The sequence below is a fragment of the Actinomadura fibrosa genome, from assembly GCF_900659615.1.
Lineage (GTDB): Bacteria > Actinomycetota > Actinomycetes > Streptosporangiales > Streptosporangiaceae > Spirillospora > Spirillospora fibrosa.
Map to the genome: position 1 here is coordinate 1 of NZ_CAACUY010000051.1, position 22,800 is coordinate 22,800.

Below are 22,800 nucleotides of genomic sequence, written 5' to 3' on the forward strand. Positions count from 1 at the left end.
CGCGGCGCGGGCCCGCCGCAGCCGCCCGGGCGCGCGCAGCACGTCGCCGAGCGCGCCCAGCTCGTGGCGGGCCGCGTCGGGCCGCTTGACGATCAGCAGGTAGAGCGCGTGGACCAGCGACGCCCACACGTTCCGGACGAGCGAGCGCAGCATCGGGCCGAGCGGCTGGTTCGCGAGCAGCGTGAGGATCGCGTTGCGGCGGTCGACGCGGCTCGGGTGCTCGGCGGTCATCCCGACCTCCCGGGCGCCGCGGCGGGCCGCCTCCGCGTGGTAGACGACGGCGTCGGTCGCGACGACGACGCGGTGCCCCGCGGCGTGCGCCCGCCAGCAGAAGTCGAGGTCGTCGCGGAACATCCCGAACTCGACGTCGAAGCCGCCGAGCCTGTTCCACACGTCGCGGCGCACCAGCATCCCGGCGCTGCCGACCGCGAGGACGTCCCGGACCCCGTCGTGCTGGCCCTGGTCGAACTCGCGCCGGTCGATGCCGGTCTCGCGGCGTCCGGCGCCGTCGATCGCGACGCCCGCCTCGCGGAGGACGCGCCGGTCGCCCCAGTCGCGGACCTTCGGGCCGAGCACCGCCACGTTCGGGTCGGCGTCGGCGGTCCGCAGCAGGTGGGCAAGCGCGTCGTGCGCGGGGACGGAGTCGTCGTGCAGCAGCCAGACCCACTCGGTGCGGGGGTTGCCCGGATCGTCGTCGGGGACGGGCGCGGACGCGGCGTCCTGGCGGAGCGCCTCGGCGACGGCCTCCCCGTACCCGGTGGTCCGGGGCAGTGTCAGGACGCCGTCGGCGCCCATCACCTCGGCGAGCACGGCGGGCCCGCGGTCGCGGCTCCCGGTGTCGACGGCCACGAGGCGTTGCACCGGCCGCGCCTGTGTCAGCAGCGCCTTGAGCGTCTCGGGCAGCCAGCGCGCGCCGTCATGGGCGACGAGGACGGCCGTGACGACATGGCGATCGAGAGTGGGCGACAAGGGTCCGCTCGATCTGTGGGACGACAATCAGCAGCCGTGCCGGCCCGGGGGCCGACACGGCTGACAACTGTACGCGTGGCCGCGCGGGCACGCTGCGGATCCCCCGAGATCCGGCACGCACCCGCAAACCGGACGACCCCCCAGCCATCCGCCACGGCCCTGCACCGCAGTCCACACCGCGGCCCTCCACCACGGCTCATCACCGCGATCCTTCGCCGCGGTTGATCACCGCGATCCTTCACTGCGGCTCATCGCCGCGTTGCTTCGCACGGCTCGTCGCCGCGGTCCCTCACCACGGCTCAACACCGCGGTCCTGACCGCAGCTCGTCGCCGCGATCCTTCGCCGCGGCTCGTCACCCCGGCTGGTCGCCGTGATCCCGTGCCGCGGCCCTTCGCCGCGGCTTGTCGGCCGCGGCCCTTTCCTGGTTCTCTCCCGCGGCGCCGCTCCCCTTCGGCGCCGGCGGGTCCGGCGGTCTTTCCGTGCGCGCTGCCGCCCCCGGCCGCGCGTCCGGTACCGCCCGGACCGCGCTAGACGGCCTGGCGCTTCAGCTTGCGGCGCTCCCGCTCGGAGAGCCCGCCCCAGATGCCGAAGCGCTCATCGTGCTGGAGCGCGTACTCCAGGCACTCCGTCCGTACCTCGCATGCCCGGCACACCTTCTTGGCCTCGCGAGTCGAGCCGCCCTTCTCCGGAAAGAACGCCTCCGGGTCCGTCTGCGCGCACAGGGCGCGCTCCTGCCAGCCCAACTCTTCACCGTCTGTGCCGTGCGCCAGCGGGATGACTACCTCGCTCACAGCGCACCTCCCTGCCCGTGGAGCCCCCTGGTCAATGCCTTCCCTCGAGCTCCTTCCCCCGAGAAGGCATAGAAATCACACCCACGAAATTACACGCGTGTAGCGCCCGCTCCGTCAAGCGGAACGGGTTTCCGGGGTGGACATACGGGGTTATGTGACGATGCGCTCGATCGCCTTTGACTGAAGATCAGTTAAACGGATCTCACTGCGGGGGTCGGTTGTCCCGGTACCAGTCGCCGGACTCGTCGGGGCGCCGCTCGCCCTGCTGGGCCTGTCCCGGCTGGGCGCCGTGCTCGCCGCCGCCGGTCCCGCCGTACTGGCGGGTCCACTCGCCCATCTCCTCCTCGGAGGAGGGCTGGCCCTGCGCCTGGCCCTGCTGCTCGTACCCCGGCTGGGACGCCTGCTGGCCTTCGGCGCCCTGCTGGTACTGCTGGTACGCCTGCTGCCCGTAGCCCGGCTGGCCGTACTGCTGCCCGTACGGCTGCTGGCCCTGCTGCTCGTACCCAGGCTGCGGGACCTGCTGGCCCTCGGCGCCCTGCTGGTACTGCTGGTAGGCCTGCTGCCCATAACCGGGCTGCTGGCCGAACTGCTGCTGACCGAACTGCTGCTGGCCCTGCTGGTATCCGTAGTCGGGGTAACCCTGCGGCGTCTGCTGGCCCTGCGGGCGCGGCGGCTGCATTCCCTGGAAAACGGTGAACACGAACCATCCGCCGACACCGATGACGGCGAGCTTGCCGGCGCCGATGAGGAAGTAGGCGAGCTTGGTGACGGCGGCCGCCGCCTCCGACGCGGTGAGCATCCCGGCGAGCCACGAGATGACGCCGAACAACGCGATTCCGCCGAGGACGCCGAGCGCTCCCATCGTGATGGTGCGGGCCTGCGGAGTCGGGGCATCGCCCCAGGTCACGAGCAGTACGGCGAGGACGAGCATGGCCACGACGGCGAACGAGGTGAACACGCCGTCGCCGGTCTCGCTCAGCGCGCGGAAGGTGAAACTCCCGGACCCGCCGAGGAGCAGGATGATGCCTGCCAGCAAATGCACACCCGCCGCGGCGAGCAATACCCAGGCGGCCGGTTCGCGCAGGCGCTGGACGGCTTCCTTGTTCACGGGGACATCTCCAGACCGAGGCAATCGGATGACACGCAAAGCTTTGCACATCCGGCCCGCCGACGTCTCCGTACCCCGCGCGCGTCCAAACGGCCATAAGGAGAAGGCACCGCCTTCCCAATGCGCGCGGCCCCGCGGCGGCCCGCATCGGATCGCGGGCAGGGGCCCGGCACGCTCTAGGCTGATCGCATGAAGATCGTGGCGCTGGCGGGCGGCATCGGCGGGGCCCGCTTCCTGCGGGGGCTGCTGGCCGCGGCCCCCGAGGCGGAGATCACCGTCATCGGCAACACCGGGGACGACATCTCCCTGTTCGGGCTACGGATCTGTCCCGACCTGGACACCGTGATGTACACGCTCGGCGGGGGGATCAACGAGGAGCAGGGCTGGGGCCGCGCGGCCGAGACCTTCACCGTCAAGGAGGAGCTCGCCGCCTACGGCGTCGGGCCGGGCTGGTTCGGACTGGGCGACCGCGACTTCGCGACCCATATCGTCCGGACGCAGATGCTGGAGGCCGGGTACAAGTTGTCGACGGTGACGGAGGCGCTGTGCGACCGGTGGAAGCCGGGCGTGCGGCTGATCCCGATGACCGACGACCAGGTCGAGACGCACGTGGTGATCGACGATCCGGAGCACGGGCGGCGGGCCGTCCACTTCCAGGAGTGGTGGGTGCGGATGCGGGCGTCCGTCCCGGCGCTGTCGATCGCGGCGGTCGGCGCGGACGACGCCAAGCCCGCGCCGGGGGTGCTCGCGGCGATCGAGGCCGCCGACGCGGTGCTGTTCCCGCCGTCCAACCCGGTGGTGAGCGTCGGGACGATCCTGGCGGTGCCCGGGATCCGCGAGGCGGTCGCGCGCAAGACCGTGGTCGGCGTCTCGCCGATCATCGGCGGCGCGCCGGTGCGGGGCATGGCGGACGCGTGCCTGACCGCGATCGGCGTCGAGACGTCGGCGCGGGCGGTGGCCGAGCACTACGGTCCCGGGCTGCTGGACGGGTGGCTCGTGGACGGCGAGGACGGCGACGTGCGGGTGGAGGGCATCGAGGTGCGGTCCCGGCCGCTGCTGATGAGCGACCCGGAGGCAACGAAGGCGATCGCCCGCGCGGCCCTCGACCTCGCGCTGGAGCTGAAGCGGGCGGAGGGCACGGCGTGAGCGGCGCGGACGGCTCGGGCCTGCGGGTCTTCGGCGTCCCGGGCCTGCCCGAGGTCGCGGAGGGCGACGACATCGCCGCGCTCATCCCGCCCGGGACGGTGGAGGACGGCGACATCCTCGTGGTGACGTCGAAGATCGTGAGCAAGGCGGAGGGGCGGGTCCTGGTCGCCGACGACCGGGAGAAGGCCATCGACGCCGAGACGGTGCGGGTGGTGGCGCGCCGGACGCACGCGCGCGGCGAGACGCGGATCGTGGAGACGCGGCACGGGCTCGTCCTCGCCGCGGCCGGGGTGGACGCGTCCAACACCGCGCCGGGCACGGTGCTGCTGCTGCCCGAGGACCCCGACGCCTCGGCCCGCCGGATCCGCGCGGGGGTGCGCGAGCGCGCCGGGGCGGACGTCGCCGTGGTCGTGTCCGACACGCTGGGGCGGCCGTGGCGCAACGGGATGACCGACGCGGCGATCGGCGTCGCCGGGCTCGCGCCGCTGAACGACCTGCGCGGCCGCGACGACGCCTACGGCAACCGGCTCGACGCCACGATCACCGCGGTCGCCGACGAGGTCGCCGCCGCGGCGGAGCTGGTCAAGGGCAAGCTCGACGGGGTGCCGATCGCCGTCGTCCGGGGCCTGGCCGGGCTGGTCACGCCGGAGGACGGGCCGGGTGCGCGGGAGCTCGTCCGGCCGCCCGACGAGGACATGTTCCGGTACGGGTCGGCCGAGGTGCTGCACGCGCGGCGGACGATCCGCGAGTTCACCGCCGAGCCGGTCGACCCGGCGGCGGTGCGGCGGGCGGTCGCCGCGGCGATCACCGCGCCCGCGCCGCACCACACGACGCCGTGGCGGTTCGTGCTGCTGGAGTCGGCGGAGTCCCGCACGCGGCTGCTGGACGCGATGCGCGACGCCTGGGAGGCCGACCTCCGCCGCGACGGCTTCCCGGAGGAGTCGGTCGCGAAGCGGCTGCGGCGCGGCGACGTGCTGCGCCGCGCGCCGTACCTGGTCGTCCCGTGCCTGGTCATGGACGGGTCGCACGCCTACCCGGACGAGCGCCGGGCCGCCGCGGAGCGGGAGATGTTCGTGGTCGCCGCGGGGGCGGGCGTGGAGAACCTGCTGGTGGCGCTCGCGGTGGAGGGGCTCGGTTCCTGCTGGGTGTCGAGCACGATGTTCTGCCGCGACGTCGTCCGCGACGTCCTCGGCCTGCCGGACGAGTGGGACCCGATGGGCGCGGTCGGTGTCGGCCACGCGGCCGCCCCGCCGCGCGAGCGCCCGCCGCGCTCGCCGGACGCCTTCATCGAGGTCCGGTAGCGCCCGTCACGCCTTCCACGAGGACAGCGCCTCGGCGATCTCCTTTCGCGTCGGGAAGCGCAGGGAGCGCGGCGCCGTCTCGGCCAGGCCGTGCTGCCGGGCGTAGGCGGCGTCCAGCGTGCCGTCGGTCGCGCGGAAGCCCGCTCGTCCCAGGGCGTCGCGGGACGAGCGCGTGCCGAGCGCGTCGCGGAACGCCTCCGCCGCCTCCCGCTTGTGCTGGTCGCGGCTGGTCACGACGTAGGGGTAGTCGAGCGAGAGCGTGCCCTCGTCGGGCATGAGCACCGCGAGGGGGTTGGGCCGGTGCGCGCCGTTGTAGGCGACGACGGCCTGCTCGGTCGTCACGGCCAGCGGCCGGTCGAAGCGCTCGGCCCCGACGATGCCGGCCAGGACGCCCGACGCGCCGCCCGCACCGCCCTGCGCGGGCGAGGCGTCGCGGCGGAGCGCCCCGGCGACGTCGTCCGCCTTCTTCGCGTCGACCTGCCCGACGGCGATCATCGCGATCGTCCCGGTCATGCCGGCGGCGGGGTCGGCGGCGCGGCGGGCGAGGCCGATCCCGCCCGCCTTGCGGTCGAGGAGCAGTTTCCAGCTCGGCTTGACGTCCGCGTCGCGGAACTCGTCCTCCACGGGACGGGTCGTCGCGAGCACGACGGGCGAGGACGCCAGCGACGCTCCCGCGGCCGGGACGGACGTGTCGCCGGCGTCGCGGGCGACACCGAGCCAGAGCGACGACTCCGGCGCCCAGGCGTCCGCTCGCGCGCGCGTCGCCGGGTCGCGCACGTAGGCGGCGGGCGCGACGGCGGTCACCCGGGCGCGGACGCAGCGTCCGGCCACCCGGTGCTTCTCCACGTTGAAGCGGGACGCGGCGTCGCGCAGGGCGGGCGCGATCTCCGGCTGGGCCGCGACGGACAGCTCCAGCGTCGATCCGGCGCACGCCGACGGGCCCGAGAACAGGCCGAGCGCCCACGCGCCGCCGCCGAGCCCGGTCACCAGCAGCGCCCCGGCCGCCGCCCAGACGGCGGACCGCCGCACACCCACGTCCACGGGGGCAAGTAAAGCGGACCGGGACGGAACGGGCGACACGCCGCGGCCCGCCGTCCGGGAATAGATCTCCGGACGGTTCCGCTGCCCCTGGGGAGCGGATTTGGGCACCCCGGCGCGGCAGAAATTATGACGATTGGCATAGAGTGCCCGCATGGAGGCCACCGAGAACGCTCTCCGCAGGGCCCTGGCCCGCGCGCGCGACGGCAAGACACTGGACCGGTCCGAGGCCACGACACTGCTGCGGGCCCGCGGTGCGCAGCTCGACGATCTGCTCACCTACGCCGCCCGTACCCGGGACGCCGGCCTGGAGGCCGCGGGCCGTCCCGGCGTCATCACCTACAGCCGCAAGGTCTTCATCCCGCTGACCCGCCTGTGCCGCGACCGCTGCGGCTATTGCACGTTCGCGACCGTCCCGCACAAACTCGACGCGCCTTACCTGAGCCCCGACGAGGTACTCGACATCGCGCGGCAGGGCGCCGCGCTGGGCTGCAAGGAGGCGCTGTTCACGCTCGGGGACCGTCCCGAGGACCGCTGGAAGCCGGCCCGCGAGTGGCTCGACGCGCACGGCTACGACGACACGCTCTCGTACGTGCGCGCGATGGCGATCCGGGTGCTGGAGGAGACCGGGCTGCTGCCGCACCTCAACCCCGGCGTGCTGACCTGGCGCGACTTCCAGCGGCTCAAGCCGGTCGCGCCGTCGATGGGGATGATGCTGGAGACGACCGCGACGCGGCTGTTCAGCGAGCGGGGCGGCCCGCACTTCGGCTCCCCCGACAAGGACCCGGCCGTCCGGCTGCGGGTGCTGGAGGACGCGGGGCGCACGAACGTGCCGTTCACCACCGGGATCCTCATCGGCATCGGCGAGACCGTCGAGGAGCGCGCCGACGCGATCTTCGAGATCCGGCGGACGATGCGCGAGTACGGGGCGATCCAGGAGGTGATCGTCCAGAACTTCCGCGCCAAGCCGGACACGAAGATGCGCGACACCCCGGACGCCGAGCTGGCGGAGCTGGCCGCGACGATCGCGGTGGCGCGGCTCGTCCTCGGGCCGAAGGCGCGGATCCAGGCGCCGCCGAACCTCGTCGCGGACCAGTACGCGCTGATGCTGCGCGCGGGGATCGACGACTGGGGCGGCGTGTCCCCGCTGACGCCCGATCACGTCAACCCCGAGCGGCCGTGGCCGCAGATCGACGAGCTGGCGGAGCGGACGGCGGAGTCCGGGTTCGCGCTGCGCGAGCGGCTCACGATCTACCCCGAGTACGTCCGGCGCGGCGAGCCGTGGCTCGACCCGCGGCTGACCGGGCACGTCGCCGCCCTCGCCGACCCCGCGACGGGGCTGGCGCGCGAGGACGCCGTCCCCGAGGGGCGCCCGTGGCAGGAGCCGGACGGCGGCTTCGGCGCGTCGGGGCGCACCGACCTGCACACCGAGATCGACACGACGGGCCGCACGTCGGACCGGCGCGAGGACTTCGACGAGGTCTACGGCGACTGGGACGCGCTCAAGGCGCGGATGGCGACCGGCCCGGCGCGCATGGACCACGACGTCAAGGCGGCGCTGGCGAGCGCCGAGCGGAACCCCGCCGGGCTCTCGGACGCCGAGGCGCTGGCCCTGCTGCACGCCGACGGCCCGGAGCTGGACGCCCTCGCCGGGCTGGCCGACGGGCTGCGCCGCGACGCGGTCGGCGACGACGTGACCTACGTCGTCACGCGGAACATCAACTTCACGAACGTCTGCTACACCGGCTGCCGGTTCTGCGCGTTCGCGCAGCGCCGCACCGACGCGGACGCGTACACGCTGTCGCTCCGGCAGGTCGGCGACCGGGTGGACGAGGCGTGGGCGGCGGGCGCCACCGAGATCTGCATGCAGGGCGGCATCCATCCCGACCTGCCCGGCACCGCCTACTTCGACCTCGCCCGCGAGGTGAAGCGCCGCGCGCCGGACATCCACCTGCACTCCTACAGCCCGATGGAGGTCGTGAACGGCGCGTCCCGGACCGACCTGTCGATCCGGGAGTGGCTGGAGGCCGCGAAGGAGGCCGGGGTCGACTCGCTGCCGGGGACGGCCGCCGAGATCCTCGACGACGACGTCCGGTGGGTGCTGACCAAGGGCAAGCTGCCGACCGAGCAGTGGGTCGAGGTCGTCACCACCGCGCACGAGCTCGGCATCCCGACGACCTCGACGATGATGTACGGGCACGTGGACACCCCGGCGCACTGGGTGGCGCACATCCGGCTGCTGCGGTCCCTCCAGGAGCGGACGGGCGGCTTCAGCGAGTTCGTGCTGCTCCCGTTCGTCCACCACAACTCGCCGATCTACCTGGCGGGGCTGGCGCGGCCCGGGCCGACCGTCCGGGAGAACATCGCCGTGCACGCGCTCGCCCGGATCATGCTGCACGGGGCGATCCCGAACATCCAGACGTCCTGGGTGAAGCTGGGCGACGAGCTGTGCACGCGGGTCCTGCGCGGCGGCGTCAACGACCTCGGCGGGACGCTGATGGAGGAGACCATCAGCCGGATGGCGGGCTCGGAGAACGGCTCGTTCAAGCCGATCAGCGAGCTGGAGGCGATCGCGGCCCGCGCGGGCCGTCCGGCGCGGCAGCGCACGACCCTGTACGGCGAGGTGCCCGCGGAGCGCCTGGAGGCCGGGCGGCGCACCGACGGGATCGGCGACTTCGGCGCCCGCCGGGCGCTGCCCCTCACCCCGGCCTGATCGTCGGCCGCGCGCGGGCCGCGCGCCCCGTCACGGCGGGGCGGGCGGCTCGCCGAGGCCGTCCGGCACCGGCCGGGACGGGGCGCCGCGAATCAGGCTCGGGCGGCGGTCCACGAGGTCGTCGGCGGAGCACCGCACGGCGTCGAGGACGGCGCGGACCGATGGGCGCACATCCGCGCCGACGCGCGTCCACAGGACCATCCGGCGGTCCACCCGCGCGTCGGCGACGTCGCGGACGACGATGCCCTCCTCCAGCTCGGCCAGGGCCAGGTCCGGGATGAGGCACGCCGCGCCGCCCCGCGCGACCATCGCGAGGATGACCAGCAGGTCGTTCGAGCGGTACCGGACGTCGGGACGGTAGCCGCCCAGCCCGACGCAGGTGCGTTCCAGCAGGTCGGCGTGGTTCGTGCCGACGTGGCCGGTCACCCAGGGGGCGCCGGCGAGGTCGGCCATCCGGACCGGGCCGCCGCTCCGCGCGAGCGGGTGCGCCTCCGGCAGCGCGATCCGCATCGGCTCGGTGATCAGCACCTCGGACGTGAGCTCGGGCCGGCGCGGGCGCGGCAGGTGCGAGTACTCGTCGGTGATCACGACGTCGATCTCCCGCAGCACGAGCGCCTGGAGGACGCGGACGAACTCCTCGTCCAGCACGTCCACGACGAGGTCCGGGTAGTCGGCGGCGAGCCGCGGCAGCGCGGGCGCGAGGACGTGCAGGAGCGCGGTCTGGAACCCGACGACGCGGACCGTGCCCGCGACGCGGCCGCTCGCGGCGAGCGCGGCCTCCTCCGCGCGCTGCGCCCCGGCGAGCAGGGTCTCGGCGTGCCCGGCGAGCACCTCGCCCGCCTCCGTGAGCCGCAGCCGCCGCCCGGCGCGCTCGACGAGCGGGACGCCCACCTCCCGCTGCAACTGGGCGAGCTGCTGCGAGACGGCGGAGGGGCTGTAGCCGAGCGCCTCGGCGACCGCCCCGACGGTGCCGCGCAGCTTGAGCTCGCGGAGCACCCGCAGCCTGCCGAGATCCAACATAGTGAAGAGATCCTTACACATTCCCTGCAGAAACAGTCGCTGGACCTGAAGGATGCGCGGAGTCAGACTGGAGGTGCGACGGAGAGCGGTACCACGGCGGAGACCCCGCCGGACCGCCTCCACCGCCCCGCGCGGGAACGTCCCGGGTCCGTTCGGACCCACCGCATCCGCACCGGCGCGCCCGGTGCCACGCAAAGGACCGACCCATGTTGATCATGCTTGCCCTGCTCGTCGCCCTCGCCGTCCTCGCCCCCGTCCTCGGCTCCGACAGCCGCGACGGCCTCGACTGGGCCCCGGACAACTTCTGGATGCGCCGCCGGCGCTCCGGCACACCCCGGTCTAGAAGGAGCGATAGTCCCGGACGGCCAGGCGGGGGCCGCGGCGCGGCGGACGGGCACCGGACGATTCCAGCAGCCGGATGACGCGGTGCCGGTGCCCGGCGTACGGCTCCAGCAGCTCCAGCATCCCGTCGTCGTCGACCTTCCGGCCGATGAGCGCCCAGCCCACGATCCCGGGCAGGTGGTAGTCGCCGACGGAGACGGCGTCGGCGTCGCCGGCCGCGCGCTGCCGGACCTCGGCGGCCGTCCAGACCCCGATGCCCGGCAGCGACCGCAGCCGCCGCTCGGACGGGTCCTCCTCCAGCCGCCCGGCCGCCCGGGCCGCGCCGATGATGGTGCGGGCCCGGACGGCCTCCAGGCCCGACCGGTGCCACTCCCACGACGGGATCCGGATCCACACCGCCGGCGGGGGCGGCACCCGCATCTCCGGGGCGCCCGGGGCGGGCTCGCCGAACCGGCGCAGCAGGTAGCCCCAGGCGCGCCACGCCTCCTCGCTGAGGACCTTCTGCTCCATCACCGCGGGCACCAGCGCCTCGAAGACGCGGTTCGTCCGCCCGATCCGCAGGCCCGGCCGGCGCCGCACCTGCTCCCGGACGATGTCGTGCCGCGCCTCGAACCCCTCCGGGGCGTCTCCCGCCCCCAGCAGGTCGGGGACCCCGTCGAGGAGCCACTCGGCGCCCGGCCCCCAGGCATGGGCGTCGACGGCGCCCGCGGCGGCCCGTAGCCGGATCGTCCCGGGGCCGCAGGGGGTGTGGGACGTCCGCCAGATCGCGCCGTCCCGGTCGATCCGGAAGGCGGGGTCGTGCGGCCCGCGCCGGTGCGGGACGAGGACGTCCCGCAGGCTCAGCGGCCACGGCGGACGCCATTCGCGGCGCAGCACCGGAGCGTGCCCGGGGAGCCGCCCAGCGGTCGGCTCCCCGGGTCGTATTTCAGGACTCCGGCCCACGGCACTCGCCTGGCGGCTCATGCCGTGACCGTATCGGGGCGAACGCGGCATCGGCGGAGAGAACTTAGGCATCGGTGGAGAAGCGGACGGCCGTCGCGGGTAGTTCGATGCCCGGCCATACGCGCAGGCCGTCGCGGAGTTCGTTGCCCGGGCCGACCACGGCGGCGTCGCCCAGGATGACCCCGTCCAGGATCGCTCCGGGGCCGACGCGCGCGCCCCGGCTCAGCACCGAGTCGCGGACCGTGGCGCCCTCGGCGACGAACGCCTCGTCCAGCAGGACGCTGCCGAGGACGGTGGCGCCCGCCTCCACGACCGCGTTGCGGCCCACCGTCGTGCCGCCGCGCACCACCGCGCCGGGCGACACGTTCGCGCCGGGGAGGGTCAGCCGCTCGCCCGGGTCGCCGGGCATCGCCGGGGACGCCAGCTTCCCGAGCACCAGGTCGCAGGAGCCCCGGACGAACGCCTCCGGCGTCCCGACGTCCAGCCAGTAGCCCGCCTCGACGTACCCCATGACGACCGCGCCGGACGCGATCAGCGAGGGGAACGTCTCGCGCTCGACGGAGACGACCTCGTCCTCGGGGATCGTGTCGATCGCCGACCGGCGGAACACGTAGCAGCCCGCGTTGATCTGGTTCGTCACCGGATGCGACGTCTTCTCCAGGAACGCGGTGACCCGCCCGTCCTCGCCGGTCGGGACGCAGCCGAAGCGCGACGGGTCGTCGGCGACGGTCAGGTGCAGCGTCACCTCCGCGGCGGCCTTCTCGTGCAGCTCCACCTGCGCCTGGACGTCGTGGCCCGACAGGATGTCGCCGTTGAGGATCAGGACCGGGTCGTCAGCCCCGCAGGTCAGCGCACGGGAGGCGTTGCGGATCGCGCCGCCGGTGCCGAGCGGCTCGTCCTCGCTGACGTAGACGAGGTCCACCCCGTACGCGCGGTCGCCGAACGCGGCCTCGAACATCTCCGCCCGGTAGGACGTGGCGAAGACGATGCGGTCGACGCCCGCCGCGCGGGCGCGGGCGAGCTGGTGGGCGAGGAACGCGACGCCCGCCGTGGGGAGCAGCGGCTTCGGCGTGGAGATCGTCAACGGGCGGAGGCGGGTGCCCTGCCCTCCGACCAGCAGAATCGCTTCCACGGGGTTCCTTCCGTCGCCGGGTCTCCTCCGGACCGTCCGCGACAGACCTTAGTGGGTGCGCGATCCCCGGGAGCCCTCGCGCTGCTCGACCGCGCGCTGGTAGGACGCCATGTGCGCCTCGGCCGACGCCGTCCAGCTGAACTCCTGGGAGCGGGCGTGCGCGGCCTCGGCGAGCTTCGCGCGGCCCTCCGGGTCGAGGATGAGCGAGGTCAGCGCGGCGCCGATCGCGGCGGGGTGAGGCTCGGTGTAGGCGACGGCCTCGCCGCCGACCTCCGGCAGCGACCCGCGCCGCGTGGTGAGCACCGGGGCGCCGCACGCCATCGCCTCCAGGACGGGCAGCCCGAACCCCTCGCCGCGGCTCGGCAGCGCCACCACCAGCGCGCCGCCGAAGAAGCCGGGCAGCGACGGCCACGGCAGGTAACCGGGGCGCAGCACCCGCAGGTGCATCGGCACCGTCGCGAGCGCGGCGTCGACCTCGTCGTCCCAGCCGCCGCCCCCCGCGAGGACGAGCGCCGGAGGGTCGGGCAGGTCGGCGCAGGCGCGGACCCAGCCGCGGATCAGGTTCGGGACGTTCTTGCGGGGCTCCAGGGCCCCGAGGTAGGCGACGTAGGGGTGGCCGTGCAGGCCCAGCCGGTCCGACACCCGCCGGATCTCGATCTCGTCCGGGCGGTGGAACACGGTGTGGTCGACGCCGTGGTAGGCGACGTCGATGTGCGTGGGGTCGGCGCCGAGCATCCGGACGAGGTCGTCCCGCGTCGCCCGGGACGGCACGATCACGCGGCTCGCCCGCCGCACCGCCGTCCGCGTCGCCGACTTGACGTAGCTGGTCCGGACGGGGTCGTGCACCTCGGGCTCGGCGAACAGCGCCACGTCGTGGATCGTGACGACCGCCGGGAGGCTGCAACTGACCGGCATCGCGTACGTCGGCAGGTGGATGACGTCGGCCTCGACGCTCTCGGCGACGTACGGCAGGCTGGACTGCTCCCAGGCCAGCCGGGTCGCGCGGTGCGCCAGCGCGGCCGGGCCCGCGACGATCCGCGCGCCGGGCGCGAGCGCGCCGTACCGCTGCTCGTCGACGCGCTGGCAGGCGACGGCGAGGTCGGCGCCGAGCGCGTGCAGGGCCGTCAGCAGGCCGTCGACGTACCGCCCGAGCCCGCCGCGGTCGGCGGGCACGGCGGTGGCGTCGAGCAGGATCCGAGGCGCCACGGTCCACTCCCCCATCCCGGCCCGGCCTGGCGACGCGCGGCCGTAGTGGCGTAGATCACTCTTTACGCTTCGAGCCTACGCCCGTCGGCCGCCGATCCGTGCGACCTCCGCGCGTCTTCTCGGTTCCGCACCGGAGACACCCCGGTGGCCGTCAGCGCTTGCGGGCGCGCACCAGGACGATGCTGCCGCGCTCGTTCGGCGCGGAGCGGTCGGCGAGCGCGACCAGCGGCGTCAGCGGGGCGGCCGCGTTGAAGCCGACCTTGCCGCCGTAGGTCGAGAGCGACAGGTAGAGGCGCTCGGTGGCCGCCGTCCGGAACTGGTAGGAGTGCTCGACCAGGTCGAGGCCGCGCTCGTCCATCAGCTTGGCGAGGCTGTCGTGGGTGTAGGTGTGCTGCACGTGGTACTTGGCCTTGTGCGCGTCGCGCAGCTTCGGCCAGGCGTCGGCGCGGCTGAGCACGTCGGCGGACATGAAGATCTCGCCGCCGGGCTTCAGCACGCGCGCCATCTCGTCCAGCGACCTGCCGCCGTCGTCGAAGTGCTCGATCGCGCACACCGACAGGATCGCGTCGAACGACCCGTCGCCGAACGGCAGCCGGAGCGCGTCGCACTCGATCAGGGCGGGCGCGTGGGCGAGCGTCCGGCCGTACACCATCTTGCCGCGGGCGAGGTCGATCGACACCGCCTCGGCGCCGCGCCGGCGCGCCCGCCCGGCCCAGTACCCGTCGCCGCCCGCGACGTCCAGGACCCGCTTGCCGCGGAGGTCCCGGCCCATCCAGTCCAGCAGGGTCCCCGCCTCGCGGTACCTGCACACGTGCACCTGGTGCCCGACGAAGGCGACCACATCCGAGAGTCTCATCGCCCCCAACTGTATTGCGCCCGGCGGGACCGCGAGCGCGAAGCCGCGCGGCGATCGCCGGTCGCCTACCCTTGGGCGCGTGAAGATGAAGGCCGTCGCCGTGCGGATCCTGCGCGTCCTGCTGGTGCTGCTCGCGCTGGCGTTCTGCGCCTACAGCGTGGCCTCCCAGTGGGACGAGACGACCCGGGCGTTCCGGGAGATGTCCTGGCCCACGCTGGCCGGGTCCCTCGCCGCGGGCCTCGCCGGGCTGTTCGTGTGGATGCTCGGCTGGCGGACCTTCCTCTCCGGGCTCGGCTCGCCGCTGCCGCTGCGGGCCGCGTTCCGCATCTCGTCGATCTCCCAGCTCGGCAAGTACGTGCCGGGCAAGGTGTGGGCGCTCGTCACCCAGATCGAGATGGCCCGCGAGCACAAGGTGCCGGCCGAGCGCAGCTTCGGCTCGACGCTGCTGGCCGTCGCGACGTCCACCGCCTGCGGGCTCGCGGTCGCCTCGGTGACGCTGCCGCTGACGTCCGCCGCGGCCCGCGAGAAGTACTGGTGGCTGTTCCTGCTCGCGCCCGTGATGCTCGCCGCGCTGCACCCGAGGATCGTCACCTGGTGCCTGGACACGCTGCTGCGGCTCGTCCGGCGGCCGCCGCTGGAGCATCCGGCCGGGCTCGGCGTGACGCTCCGCGCGATCGGCTGGACGGTCCTCGGCTGGGCACTGTTCGGCGTCCACACCTGGCTGCTGTGCCTGGCCGTGGACGGCGACGGCGCGGGCCTGCCCTTCCTCGCCACTGGCGCCTACGCGCTCGCGTTCGTCGCGGGCTTCCTCGTCTTCATCGCGCCGGGCGGCATCGGGGCGCGCGAAGCCGCGCTGACCGTGGTCCTCACGCCGGTGCTGCCCGCGGGCGCGCCGGTCGTCGTCGCGATCGCCTCCCGGGTGCTGCTGACCGCCGCCGACTTGCTCAACGCGGGCGCCGCGCTGCTGCTCGGACGGGGCGCGCGGCCCGCTGAAGCCGGGGCGGGCACGACCGGAGACGGAGCGGGCCTGAACGGCGCGGACGTGGACGGGGCGGCCGGGAATGAACCGGCCGCCGCCGAGCTTGTGAGGGGTACGCAGCCGACGAAGGAGCGACCGTGACGTCTCCCATCACCGTGACCGACGCGACGTTCAACGAGGAGGTCCTCAAGAGCGACACTCCGGTTCTCGTCGACTTCTGGGCCGACTGGTGCGGTCCGTGCCGGATGATCGCGCCCGTCCTGGAGCAGATCGCCGCCGAGCAGGACGGCAAGATCAAGATCGCGAAGCTGGACTACGACGCGAATCCGAAGACGCCGCAGGAGTACGGCGTGATGGGGCTGCCGACGCTGCTGCTCTACAAGGGCGGCGAGGTCGTCGAGCAGATCGTCGGCGCCAAGCCGAAGCGCGCCCTGCTCAAGGTCATCGAGCCGCACCTCTGACCGCCGCGCCCTTTACTGGCAGGGTCGTGAGCGCCTCCAGGTAGGCGTCCCAGACCGGCCCGTGGTCGACCGGGCGGACGCCGGAGCGCAACCGCTCCGGCTCCCCCGGCGCGTAGAACCGCTTCAGCGCGTCCGTGAGCGCCCCGACGTCGTCCGGGGCGCAGACGATGCCGTCCTCGCCGTCCCGGACTTGGTCGCCGAACCCGCCCACGTCGGTGGCGATCACCGGGACGCCGTGCTCGTAGGCCATCCACACGTTCTGCGACGCGGTGGCCGACCGGTACGGCAGGACGAGCGCGTCGGCGGCGGCGAACAGGCCGGGCACGTCCGACGCGGGCACGTAGCCGGGACGGAGTGCGACCCGCCCGTCCAGGCCCAGCTTCTCGATCAGCGCCCGGGTCTCGTCCAGGCCGCCCCAGAACTCGCCCGCCACCGTCAGCGACACGTCGCCGGGGCCCGCGGCGAGCGCGCGGAGCAGCACGTCCAGCCCCTTGTACGGGCGGACGATCCCGAAGAACAGCAGGTTGCGGCGCACTTTCCCGTCGTCCTGCGCGGCCGCGGCGGGTGTCGGCAGGTGCGCGGGCATCTCCGCCACGCGGACGGGCCGCCCGGTGAGCTCCCGCGCCAGATCGGCCTGCGCCTCCGAATGGACCAGGACACCGTTCACACGCCGGAGCAGCCGCCTCATCAGCGGGGCGTCATAGGGCTTCCGCTCGTGCGGCAGGACGTTGTGGCACAGCGCCACGACCGGCGTCCCGCGTCCCAGGCCCGCGAGGATCCCCAGGTAGGACGGGACCTGCACCGGGGTCAGCACCGCCAGGACGACCAGGTCGTACCCGCGCAGGGAGCGGCCGGTGCGCCACCAGCCGTCCGGCCGCCGCCAGTCGAGCCGGCGCCGCGTCCCGGGGAACGGCTCGCCCTCCGGCTCGGAGATCGTCTGCTGCCCGGGGTAGAGGAAACCCGGGTACTGGGCGCGCCACGACTCGATGACGGGCTCGTGGCCCGCGGCGGCGAGCCGGTGCGCCAGCTCGGTGGTGTGGTGCGCGCCGCCCCCCTTGTAGGGGAACGCGGGCCCGACGATCGCGATCCGCATCCCGCGCCTCGCGCTAGACGTCGCCGCGCGAGCGGACGATGAGGTCGGCCAGCAGCGCCAGCGACGCGATGATCAACCCCGTCACGAAGATCATGATGGTGTTGTTGGCGAAGTAGCCGAAGTGGACGACCATGTCGAACACGCCCTTGAGCAGCCCGATCACGATCAGCCACAGCGCCGGCGGCATGAGCACCTTGAGCGGGTTGAAGTACATCACCATCCGCAGCACCTGGAGGATGTACCGGTAGGCGTCCTTGGTGAAGTGGAACTTCGACTTCCCGGCCCGCTTCGCGTAGTCGATCGGCACGTAGCGCACCGGGTGCTGGTTCGACAGGAACGCGATCGTGATCGTCGTCACGCAGGAGAAGCCGGGGGGCAGCAGCCGCAGGTAGGGCAGCGACACCTCGCGGCGGAACGCCCGCAGCCCCGAGTTCAGGTCCGGGATCTTCGTGTTGGTGAGCCGCTCGGCGACCTTGCGGATGAACCACTTGGCGGGGACGCGCAGCGCCTTGTGCGTGCCCTCCTCCGTGGTGCGCGCCCCGACGACCTGGTCAATGGACGGGTCGGTGTCGAGGGCGTCCACCAGCTCGGGGATCCGCTCGTTCGGGTAGGACATGTCGGCGTCGGTCCACACGACGATGTCGCCCCGGGCCTGCTGGGACCCGATGCGCCGGACCGTGCCCGACCCGCTGTTGTGCTGGAACGCCATGATCCGCATGTTCGGGAAGCGGGGCGCCGCCTCCTCCAGCCGCGCGAGGGTCTCGTCGGTCGAGCGGTCGTCCACGGCGAGGAGCTCGTAGGTCTTGCCGCTGGCGTCCATCGCCGCGCAGATCCGCTCGACCTCGGCGATGACGTGGTCCTGCTCGTTGTAGCAGGGCAGCACGATCGTGACGTGGACGGGCCCGGGGACCTGCTGGGCGACGGGTTCGGCCGCCGGCTCGGGCACCCGGCCCGCGGGCGACTCGACGACGGGTTCGGGGGCCGGCGGCTCGGCCGTCCGTACCGCCGCCTGCACGGCGGGCTCGGACGCGGGCGCGGCGGGCTGGGGTGCTGACGTGGCAGGCTGGGTACTCACGCAGGGCGAGAATACTCGCACCCGCGCGCCCGGGCGGCCTTACGGCCGCGACGCGGGCGCCCGTACGGGCTGGTCACCACGGCTTCACGACCAGGCCATCCGGGCTTCACCGCAGGAACACCCTCACCCCCGGCGGTTCAGGGGCGGGGCGGCTCGGCGATCCACACGTCGACGCTGAGCCCCCAGGTGCCGCCGGGCGGCTCGTCCAGCGTGCGCCCGTCCTGCCGGGTCCGCAGCCGCACGACCTGCGACGCCGGTCCGTACGGCGCGACCTGGGCGCGCTCCGCACCCATGATCACCGGACGGCGGCCCGCCGCGTAGATCTCGCCGGCCAGCCGCCGCACGTCCGCGGGCCGCGCGGTCGCCGTCGTCCGCGCCGCGGGCAGCCCGCACATGCCGCGGACGACCTGGAGGAACCGGTCCGCGGTGGCGCGCTCGATCACCACGACCGAGCGACCCGGCCCGAGCTCGTCGCACAGGCCCCGCACGGCGGCCACCTCGTGCTGGTCCGTCCGCGCCACCATGTACGGGCCCGACGACAGGACGATCGGCACGCCCAGGACCGCGACGCCGGCGACCGCGACCGTCCGGACGACCCGCGGCCCGTATCCGAGCCGCCGGATCCGCCGCGTCGCCCAGGCCGCCGCGAACATCGTGAACAGCAGCAGTCCCGGGATGATGAGCCCGATCAGGCGGCGGGACGCCCAGGGGTGGTCGGGCGTGATGCCGGGCCGCAGCAGCACCTGGACGGTCGTCCAGACGATCACCGCGTAGGGCAGGAGCCACTCCGGCGACCGGCCGCGCAGCAGCCGCCGGACGAGCAGCGCCGCGCCGAACGTCGCGAGCAGCAGCGCGGGCACCCCGATGTACCAGCCGACCCAGTGCAGCGACAGCTCCGAGTACTGCCGGGTGCCGTCCAGCGGCATGTGGTCGATCCGCTGGACCTGCTCGATGAAGTGCGCGTTCAGCGCGTCGTCGGGATTGTCCGGGACGCGGCGGACGGTCTGGAACAGCGGGCGCAGCGCGAACGCCGCCATCACGAGGACGGTGAGGACGGCGGCGGCCCCGGGCAGGCGTCCCCGCGCGACGGCCGCCGCGGCGCCGCGCAGCCGGGAGCCCGTCGGCCCGAACCGCAGCAGCACGACCAGGACCGCGGTCGCCGCCACGATCGCGACACTGAGCAGCAGCAGCGGGCGGAGCGAATCGCGCAGGTAGTCCAGGTAGGGGCGGGACAGCATGAAGCCCTCGACCAGCCCGGCGCCCGCCCCGAGCGCGAGCCCGGCGGCCAGCGGCCACCCCGCCCGGCGGCGGCGCGCGATCAGCAGCCCCGCGAACGCCACCACGGGCAGGACGTCGCGGAGCCCGTCGATGCGGCAGAGCACGATCAGCCCGAGCGCCGCCCCGGCCAGGAACGCCTTCCCCCGCACCGGCCCTGATCCTTCCGCGGCCTTCGCGCGGACGTCGTGCAGCAGGCTCAGCCCGCCGAGCAGCAGGACGAGCGCGGGCAGCTCGCTGAAGGTCGAGCGCGACACCCACAGCATGGGCAGCGTCAACGCCAGCAGCAGCGCGCCCGCGGGCGCCCACCGCGGCCCGACCAGCCGGGCCACCAGCCCGGCGAACGCGAGGACGGCGCAGGCGCCGAGGAGGGGCGCCATGAGCAGCATCCCGTGCGTCCCGCCGAGCCAGCCGCCGAGGGCGAGGACCAGCGGGAGCCCCGCCATGAACTGCGGGACGATCGACCCGCCGTCCTCGTAGAAGGCGGGGCTCGCGTACGCGAGGGCCTTGTCGTCCCCGCCGAACGCCCACCGCGACTCCGGGATCGGCAGCGAGCCGTGGTCGGTCAGCCACGTCGCGAACTGCACGTACGAGGCCGGGTCGCGGCGCACGATGATCTGCTCCGAGACCATGACCGCCTGGAGCGCGAGGAACGCGGCGGCCACGGCGAGGACCGCGCCGGTCGTCCACCAGGGCACCGCGCCCGGGCCCCCGGCGCCGCGGAGGCCCCGCCACAGCGCGAGCCCGGCGACCGGGAGGAAGAGCACGATCGCGGGGCCCGGCCGGAACACCCCGGCGAGCAGCAGCGGGAGCGCGACCGCCAGCCACGCCACGAGGAGCAGCGCCGGGGCCACGGTGATCCGGGCGAGCAGCCGGCCGGCGGTCGTGCTCGGGGCGTGGGCGTTCAACGGAGCGGACATCGGAGCGGAGCGTAGCGGTCCCGGCCTGCCGGTGACTCACGGCAGGCCGCCGGGGATCTACGCTCGCTCCATGACCACACGCGCCCACGACGAGACCGGTCCGGCCGGGCTGCTCCGGCGGCGGCTGGCGGACGACCCGTCCCGCCCCCTCGTCACCTACTACGACGACGCGGCCGGCGAGCGGGTGGAGCTGTCGGCGCGGACGTTCGACAACTGGGTGGCCAAGACGGCGAACTTCCTGGTGGACGGCCTGGGCGCCGAGCCGGGCACCCGGGTGGTGCTGGCGGCGCCGCCGCACTGGCAGAGCGCGGTGTGGCTGATGGCCTGCTGGTCGGCCGGGCTGGTCGCCGAGCCGGTCGACCCGGACGCGGTCCGCGCCCGCGGCGGCCTGGAGGCGGGCGAACCGTCCGGCCCGTCCGCGCCGTACATCCTGGCGGCGGCCGAGGAGGTGCTGGACCTGGTGGCGGCGGACGCGGGCGCGGAGGAGATCGTCGGGCTGTCGCTGCACGCGCTGGGCGGCCCCCTGGCGCACTGCCCGCCCGGCGTGATCGACTACGCGGTGGAGGTCCGCGGTCACGGGGACCGCTTCGTCGCGGGCCCGGAGGCGGCTCCGGACGCCCCCGCGCTCACTGTGACAAAGACCACATTGACCGGAGCGTCCCTGGTGGAGGAGGCGCGCGCCACCGCCGCGAAATGGGGTCTGGACGCGCGCGACCGCGTGCTGGTTGACATGTCCTTCGCCACACTCGACGGCCTTCTGGCGAGCCTCCTTGCACCACTAGCCTCAGGAGCTTCCGTCATAATTCAACGAAACTTCGACAAAGCCGCCCTAGACCGACGAGTCACCGTGGAACATGTGACAGCGGTGGCGGGCCTGCCCGGCTGGATCGACGAATCCGGGTCCCTCCACCGTCTCGTCTGACCTACGCTTCCCTTGCCTCGCCCTGACCCGCGACCGTCACCCGACCCCCTGAAAGCGGGCCGCACCCCCGGACCTCGGAGCCGATGAACAGCAACCCGATGTACATGGAGTACGTCGACGACGCCGACCCGCACCCGGCGCCGCCTCGACGTGGATGGCGCATCCTCGGCTGGGTGTGCATCGGCCTGTCCGCTGTCATGGTGGTGGGATCGCTCACCGCCTACGGCCTCTACCGCAAGGCGTTCGGGAACATCGCCCACGAGGACGTCAACGCCCAGCTCGGCCCCAACCGGCCCAAGAAGCTGAACAGCGCGATGAACATCCTCCTCCTCGGGTCCGACACCCGCGCGGGCTCCAACGCCAAGTACGGCCGCAGCATGAAGAACGAGCCGCCGCGCTCGGACACGATGATCCTGCTGCACCTGTCCCCCGGCGGCGGGCAGGCGATGGGCATCAGCTTCCCCCGCGACCTGATGGTCGCGATGCCGTCCTGCAAGACCAAGACCGGCGGCAGCACCCCGGCCTCCTCCCGGGCGCAGATCAACTCGGCGTTCACCAACGGCGGCGCCGCCTGCGTGATGAAGACGATCGAGAGCATCTCCAGCATCCGCATCGACCACTTCATGCAGGTCGACTTCAACGGCTTCAAGGCCATCACCAACGCCGTCGGCGGCGTCCCGGTGTGCCTGCCGAAGGACGTGGACGACAAGCAGTCCAAGCTCAAGCTCAGCCGCGGCAAGCACGTGATCAAGGGCGAGACCGCGCTCGCCTACGTGCGCAACCGGCACGGCCTCGGCGACGGCTCCGACACCGACCGCATCAAGCGGCAGCAGAAGTTCATGGGCGCCCTCGCCAACAAGGCGATGAGCGCGGGCGTGCTCAGCAACCCGGCGAAGCTGCTCCAGCTGATGAACGCCACGACCAAGTCGCTGACCACCGACAAGGAACTGACGCCGCAGGTCATGATGAAGATCGCCCAGGGCATGCAGGGCATGACCTCGGGCAAGCTCCGCTTCGTCACCGTGCCGTCCGGCCCCGACCCGATCGACCCGAACCGCGTGGCGCTCACCTCCGCCGCGCAGCCGTTCTTCGCCTCGATCCGCAACGACAAGACGGTCCCGTCCGAGCCCAAGGCGGGCGGCCCCAAGATCCCGCCGAGCCAGATCCGCGTGCGGGTCTACAACGGCAGCGGCATCTCCGGCAAGGCGCAGCGCGTCGCCGAGGACCTGGAGTCCCAGGGCTTCCAGGTCTCGGTCGGCGGCAACGCCTCCGCCACCCGGGTCAGCCGGGTCATGTACGGCTCCGGCGCCGTCCAGCAGGCCCAGTCGCTGAGCGCGCTGATCCCGACCAAGCCGCAGCCCGCCGCCCGCACCAGCGGCGGCTCGCCCGGCGTCGTCGACCTCGTCGTCGGCAACGACTGGACGACCCTGAAGAGCGCCAAGGGGGGAATCCCCAAGCAGGCCGGCGAGATCAAGGCCAACGACGACATCTGCAAGGGGGTCTGAGCCGC

Annotated in this window: 19 protein-coding genes; 7 read left to right on the plus strand and 12 right to left on the minus strand. The window is 73.8% G+C overall.

The genetic code is table 11. The features are described from left to right. From E1300_RS19315 to E1300_RS19325, 3 genes are all read right to left on the minus strand, one after another. Positions 1-969, minus strand: a 969-nt coding sequence (locus tag E1300_RS19315; protein ID WP_131758421.1) for a glycosyltransferase, incomplete at its 3' end; no start/stop codon positions are given. Positions 970-1,497: 528 nt separating this feature from the next. Further along, a complete protein-coding gene (locus E1300_RS19320) occupies positions 1,498-1,761 on the minus strand; it encodes a WhiB family transcriptional regulator (protein WP_021594342.1) in 264 nt (87 codons plus the stop codon). Positions 1,762-1,963: 202 nt separating this feature from the next. Continuing rightward, complete coding sequence (locus E1300_RS19325) at positions 1,964-2,869, minus strand: hypothetical protein (protein ID WP_131758422.1); 906 nt, start codon at positions 2,867-2,869, stop codon at positions 1,964-1,966. A 189-nt stretch (positions 2,870-3,058) separates the two neighbouring features. Between E1300_RS19325 and cofD the strand changes: the two genes are divergently transcribed. Continuing rightward, positions 3,059-4,015: a 2-phospho-L-lactate transferase gene (gene cofD / locus E1300_RS19330; RefSeq protein ID WP_131758423.1), complete on the plus strand. Its 957-nt coding sequence runs from the start codon at positions 3,059-3,061 to the stop codon at positions 4,013-4,015. After that, positions 4,012-5,316, plus strand: coding sequence for a coenzyme F420-0:L-glutamate ligase (locus tag E1300_RS19335; RefSeq protein WP_131758424.1), 1,305 nt, complete (start codon positions 4,012-4,014; stop codon positions 5,314-5,316). Before cofD ends, E1300_RS19335 begins: the two co-directional genes overlap by 4 nt. A 6-nt stretch (positions 5,317-5,322) precedes the next feature. Here the strand turns inward: E1300_RS19335 and E1300_RS19340 are convergent, their stop codons facing one another. After that, entirely contained in the window at positions 5,323-6,357 is a 1,035-nt protein-coding gene (locus tag E1300_RS19340; protein WP_165502907.1) for a substrate-binding domain-containing protein, read from the minus strand. A 151-nt stretch (positions 6,358-6,508) separates the two neighbouring features. Here E1300_RS19340 and E1300_RS19345 point away from each other — a divergent pair, with 151 nt between their 5' ends. Beyond that, the gene (locus E1300_RS19345) at positions 6,509-9,067 is read left to right on the plus strand and encodes a bifunctional FO biosynthesis protein CofGH (protein ID WP_131758426.1); all 2,559 of its coding nucleotides are present in this window, start codon (positions 6,509-6,511) and stop codon (positions 9,065-9,067) included. A 30-nt stretch (positions 9,068-9,097) separates the two neighbouring features. On the opposite strand, the gene E1300_RS19350 is transcribed toward E1300_RS19345, so the two are convergent. The 5 genes from E1300_RS19350 to E1300_RS19370 form a co-directional block, all read right to left on the minus strand. Beyond that, positions 9,098-10,087 (minus strand): LysR family transcriptional regulator, encoded by a 990-nt coding sequence (locus tag E1300_RS19350; protein WP_131758427.1) that lies wholly within the window; start codon positions 10,085-10,087, stop codon positions 9,098-9,100. Positions 10,088-10,426: 339 nt separating this feature from the next. Further along, positions 10,427-11,392, minus strand: coding sequence for a DNA-3-methyladenine glycosylase family protein (locus E1300_RS19355; RefSeq protein ID WP_242619241.1), 966 nt, complete (start codon positions 11,390-11,392; stop codon positions 10,427-10,429). Positions 11,393-11,435: 43 nt separating this feature from the next. Then, positions 11,436-12,503: a mannose-1-phosphate guanylyltransferase gene (gene manB / locus E1300_RS19360; RefSeq protein WP_131758428.1), complete on the minus strand. Its 1,068-nt coding sequence runs from the start codon at positions 12,501-12,503 to the stop codon at positions 11,436-11,438. Between the two features lie 48 nt (positions 12,504-12,551). Continuing rightward, entirely contained in the window at positions 12,552-13,709 is a 1,158-nt protein-coding gene (locus E1300_RS19365) for a glycosyltransferase family 4 protein (protein WP_131758429.1), read from the minus strand. A gap of 151 nt (positions 13,710-13,860) precedes the next feature. After that, a complete protein-coding gene (locus E1300_RS19370) occupies positions 13,861-14,565 on the minus strand; it encodes a class I SAM-dependent methyltransferase (RefSeq protein ID WP_131758430.1) in 705 nt (234 codons plus the stop codon). Between the two features lie 85 nt (positions 14,566-14,650). Between E1300_RS19370 and E1300_RS19375 the strand changes: the two genes are divergently transcribed. Next, the gene (locus E1300_RS19375) at positions 14,651-15,685 is read left to right on the plus strand and encodes a lysylphosphatidylglycerol synthase transmembrane domain-containing protein (protein ID WP_242619246.1); all 1,035 of its coding nucleotides are present in this window, start codon (positions 14,651-14,653) and stop codon (positions 15,683-15,685) included. Next, on the plus strand, positions 15,682-16,005 hold the full coding sequence (gene trxA / locus E1300_RS19380) for a thioredoxin (RefSeq protein ID WP_131758431.1): 324 nt from the start codon (positions 15,682-15,684) through the stop codon (positions 16,003-16,005). The genes E1300_RS19375 and trxA overlap by 4 nt, the downstream gene beginning before the upstream one ends. Here the strand turns inward: trxA and E1300_RS19385 are convergent. From E1300_RS19385 to E1300_RS19395, 3 genes are all read right to left on the minus strand, one after another. After that, the gene (locus tag E1300_RS19385) at positions 15,986-17,098 is read right to left on the minus strand and encodes a glycosyltransferase family 4 protein (RefSeq protein ID WP_131758432.1); all 1,113 of its coding nucleotides are present in this window, start codon (positions 17,096-17,098) and stop codon (positions 15,986-15,988) included. The two genes, trxA and E1300_RS19385, sit on opposite strands and share 20 nt — an antisense overlap. A gap of 13 nt (positions 17,099-17,111) precedes the next feature. Further along, positions 17,112-18,044, minus strand: coding sequence for a glycosyltransferase family 2 protein (locus E1300_RS19390; RefSeq protein WP_131758453.1), 933 nt, complete (start codon positions 18,042-18,044; stop codon positions 17,112-17,114). A gap of 266 nt (positions 18,045-18,310) precedes the next feature. Then, the gene (locus E1300_RS19395) at positions 18,311-20,368 is read right to left on the minus strand and encodes a hypothetical protein (RefSeq protein ID WP_131758433.1); all 2,058 of its coding nucleotides are present in this window, start codon (positions 20,366-20,368) and stop codon (positions 18,311-18,313) included. 70 nt (positions 20,369-20,438) lie between these two features. Between E1300_RS19395 and E1300_RS19400 the strand changes: the two genes are divergently transcribed. Both E1300_RS19400 and E1300_RS19405 read left to right on the plus strand, forming a co-directional pair. After that, positions 20,439-21,290 carry a TIGR03089 family protein gene (locus tag E1300_RS19400; protein WP_131758434.1) on the plus strand — a complete coding sequence of 284 codons (852 nt, stop codon included), beginning with the start codon at positions 20,439-20,441 and terminating at the stop codon, positions 21,288-21,290. 83 nt (positions 21,291-21,373) lie between these two features. After that, a complete protein-coding gene (locus tag E1300_RS19405; protein WP_131758435.1) occupies positions 21,374-22,795 on the plus strand; it encodes an LCP family protein in 1,422 nt (473 codons plus the stop codon). The last annotated feature ends 5 nt before the right edge of the window (positions 22,796-22,800 follow it).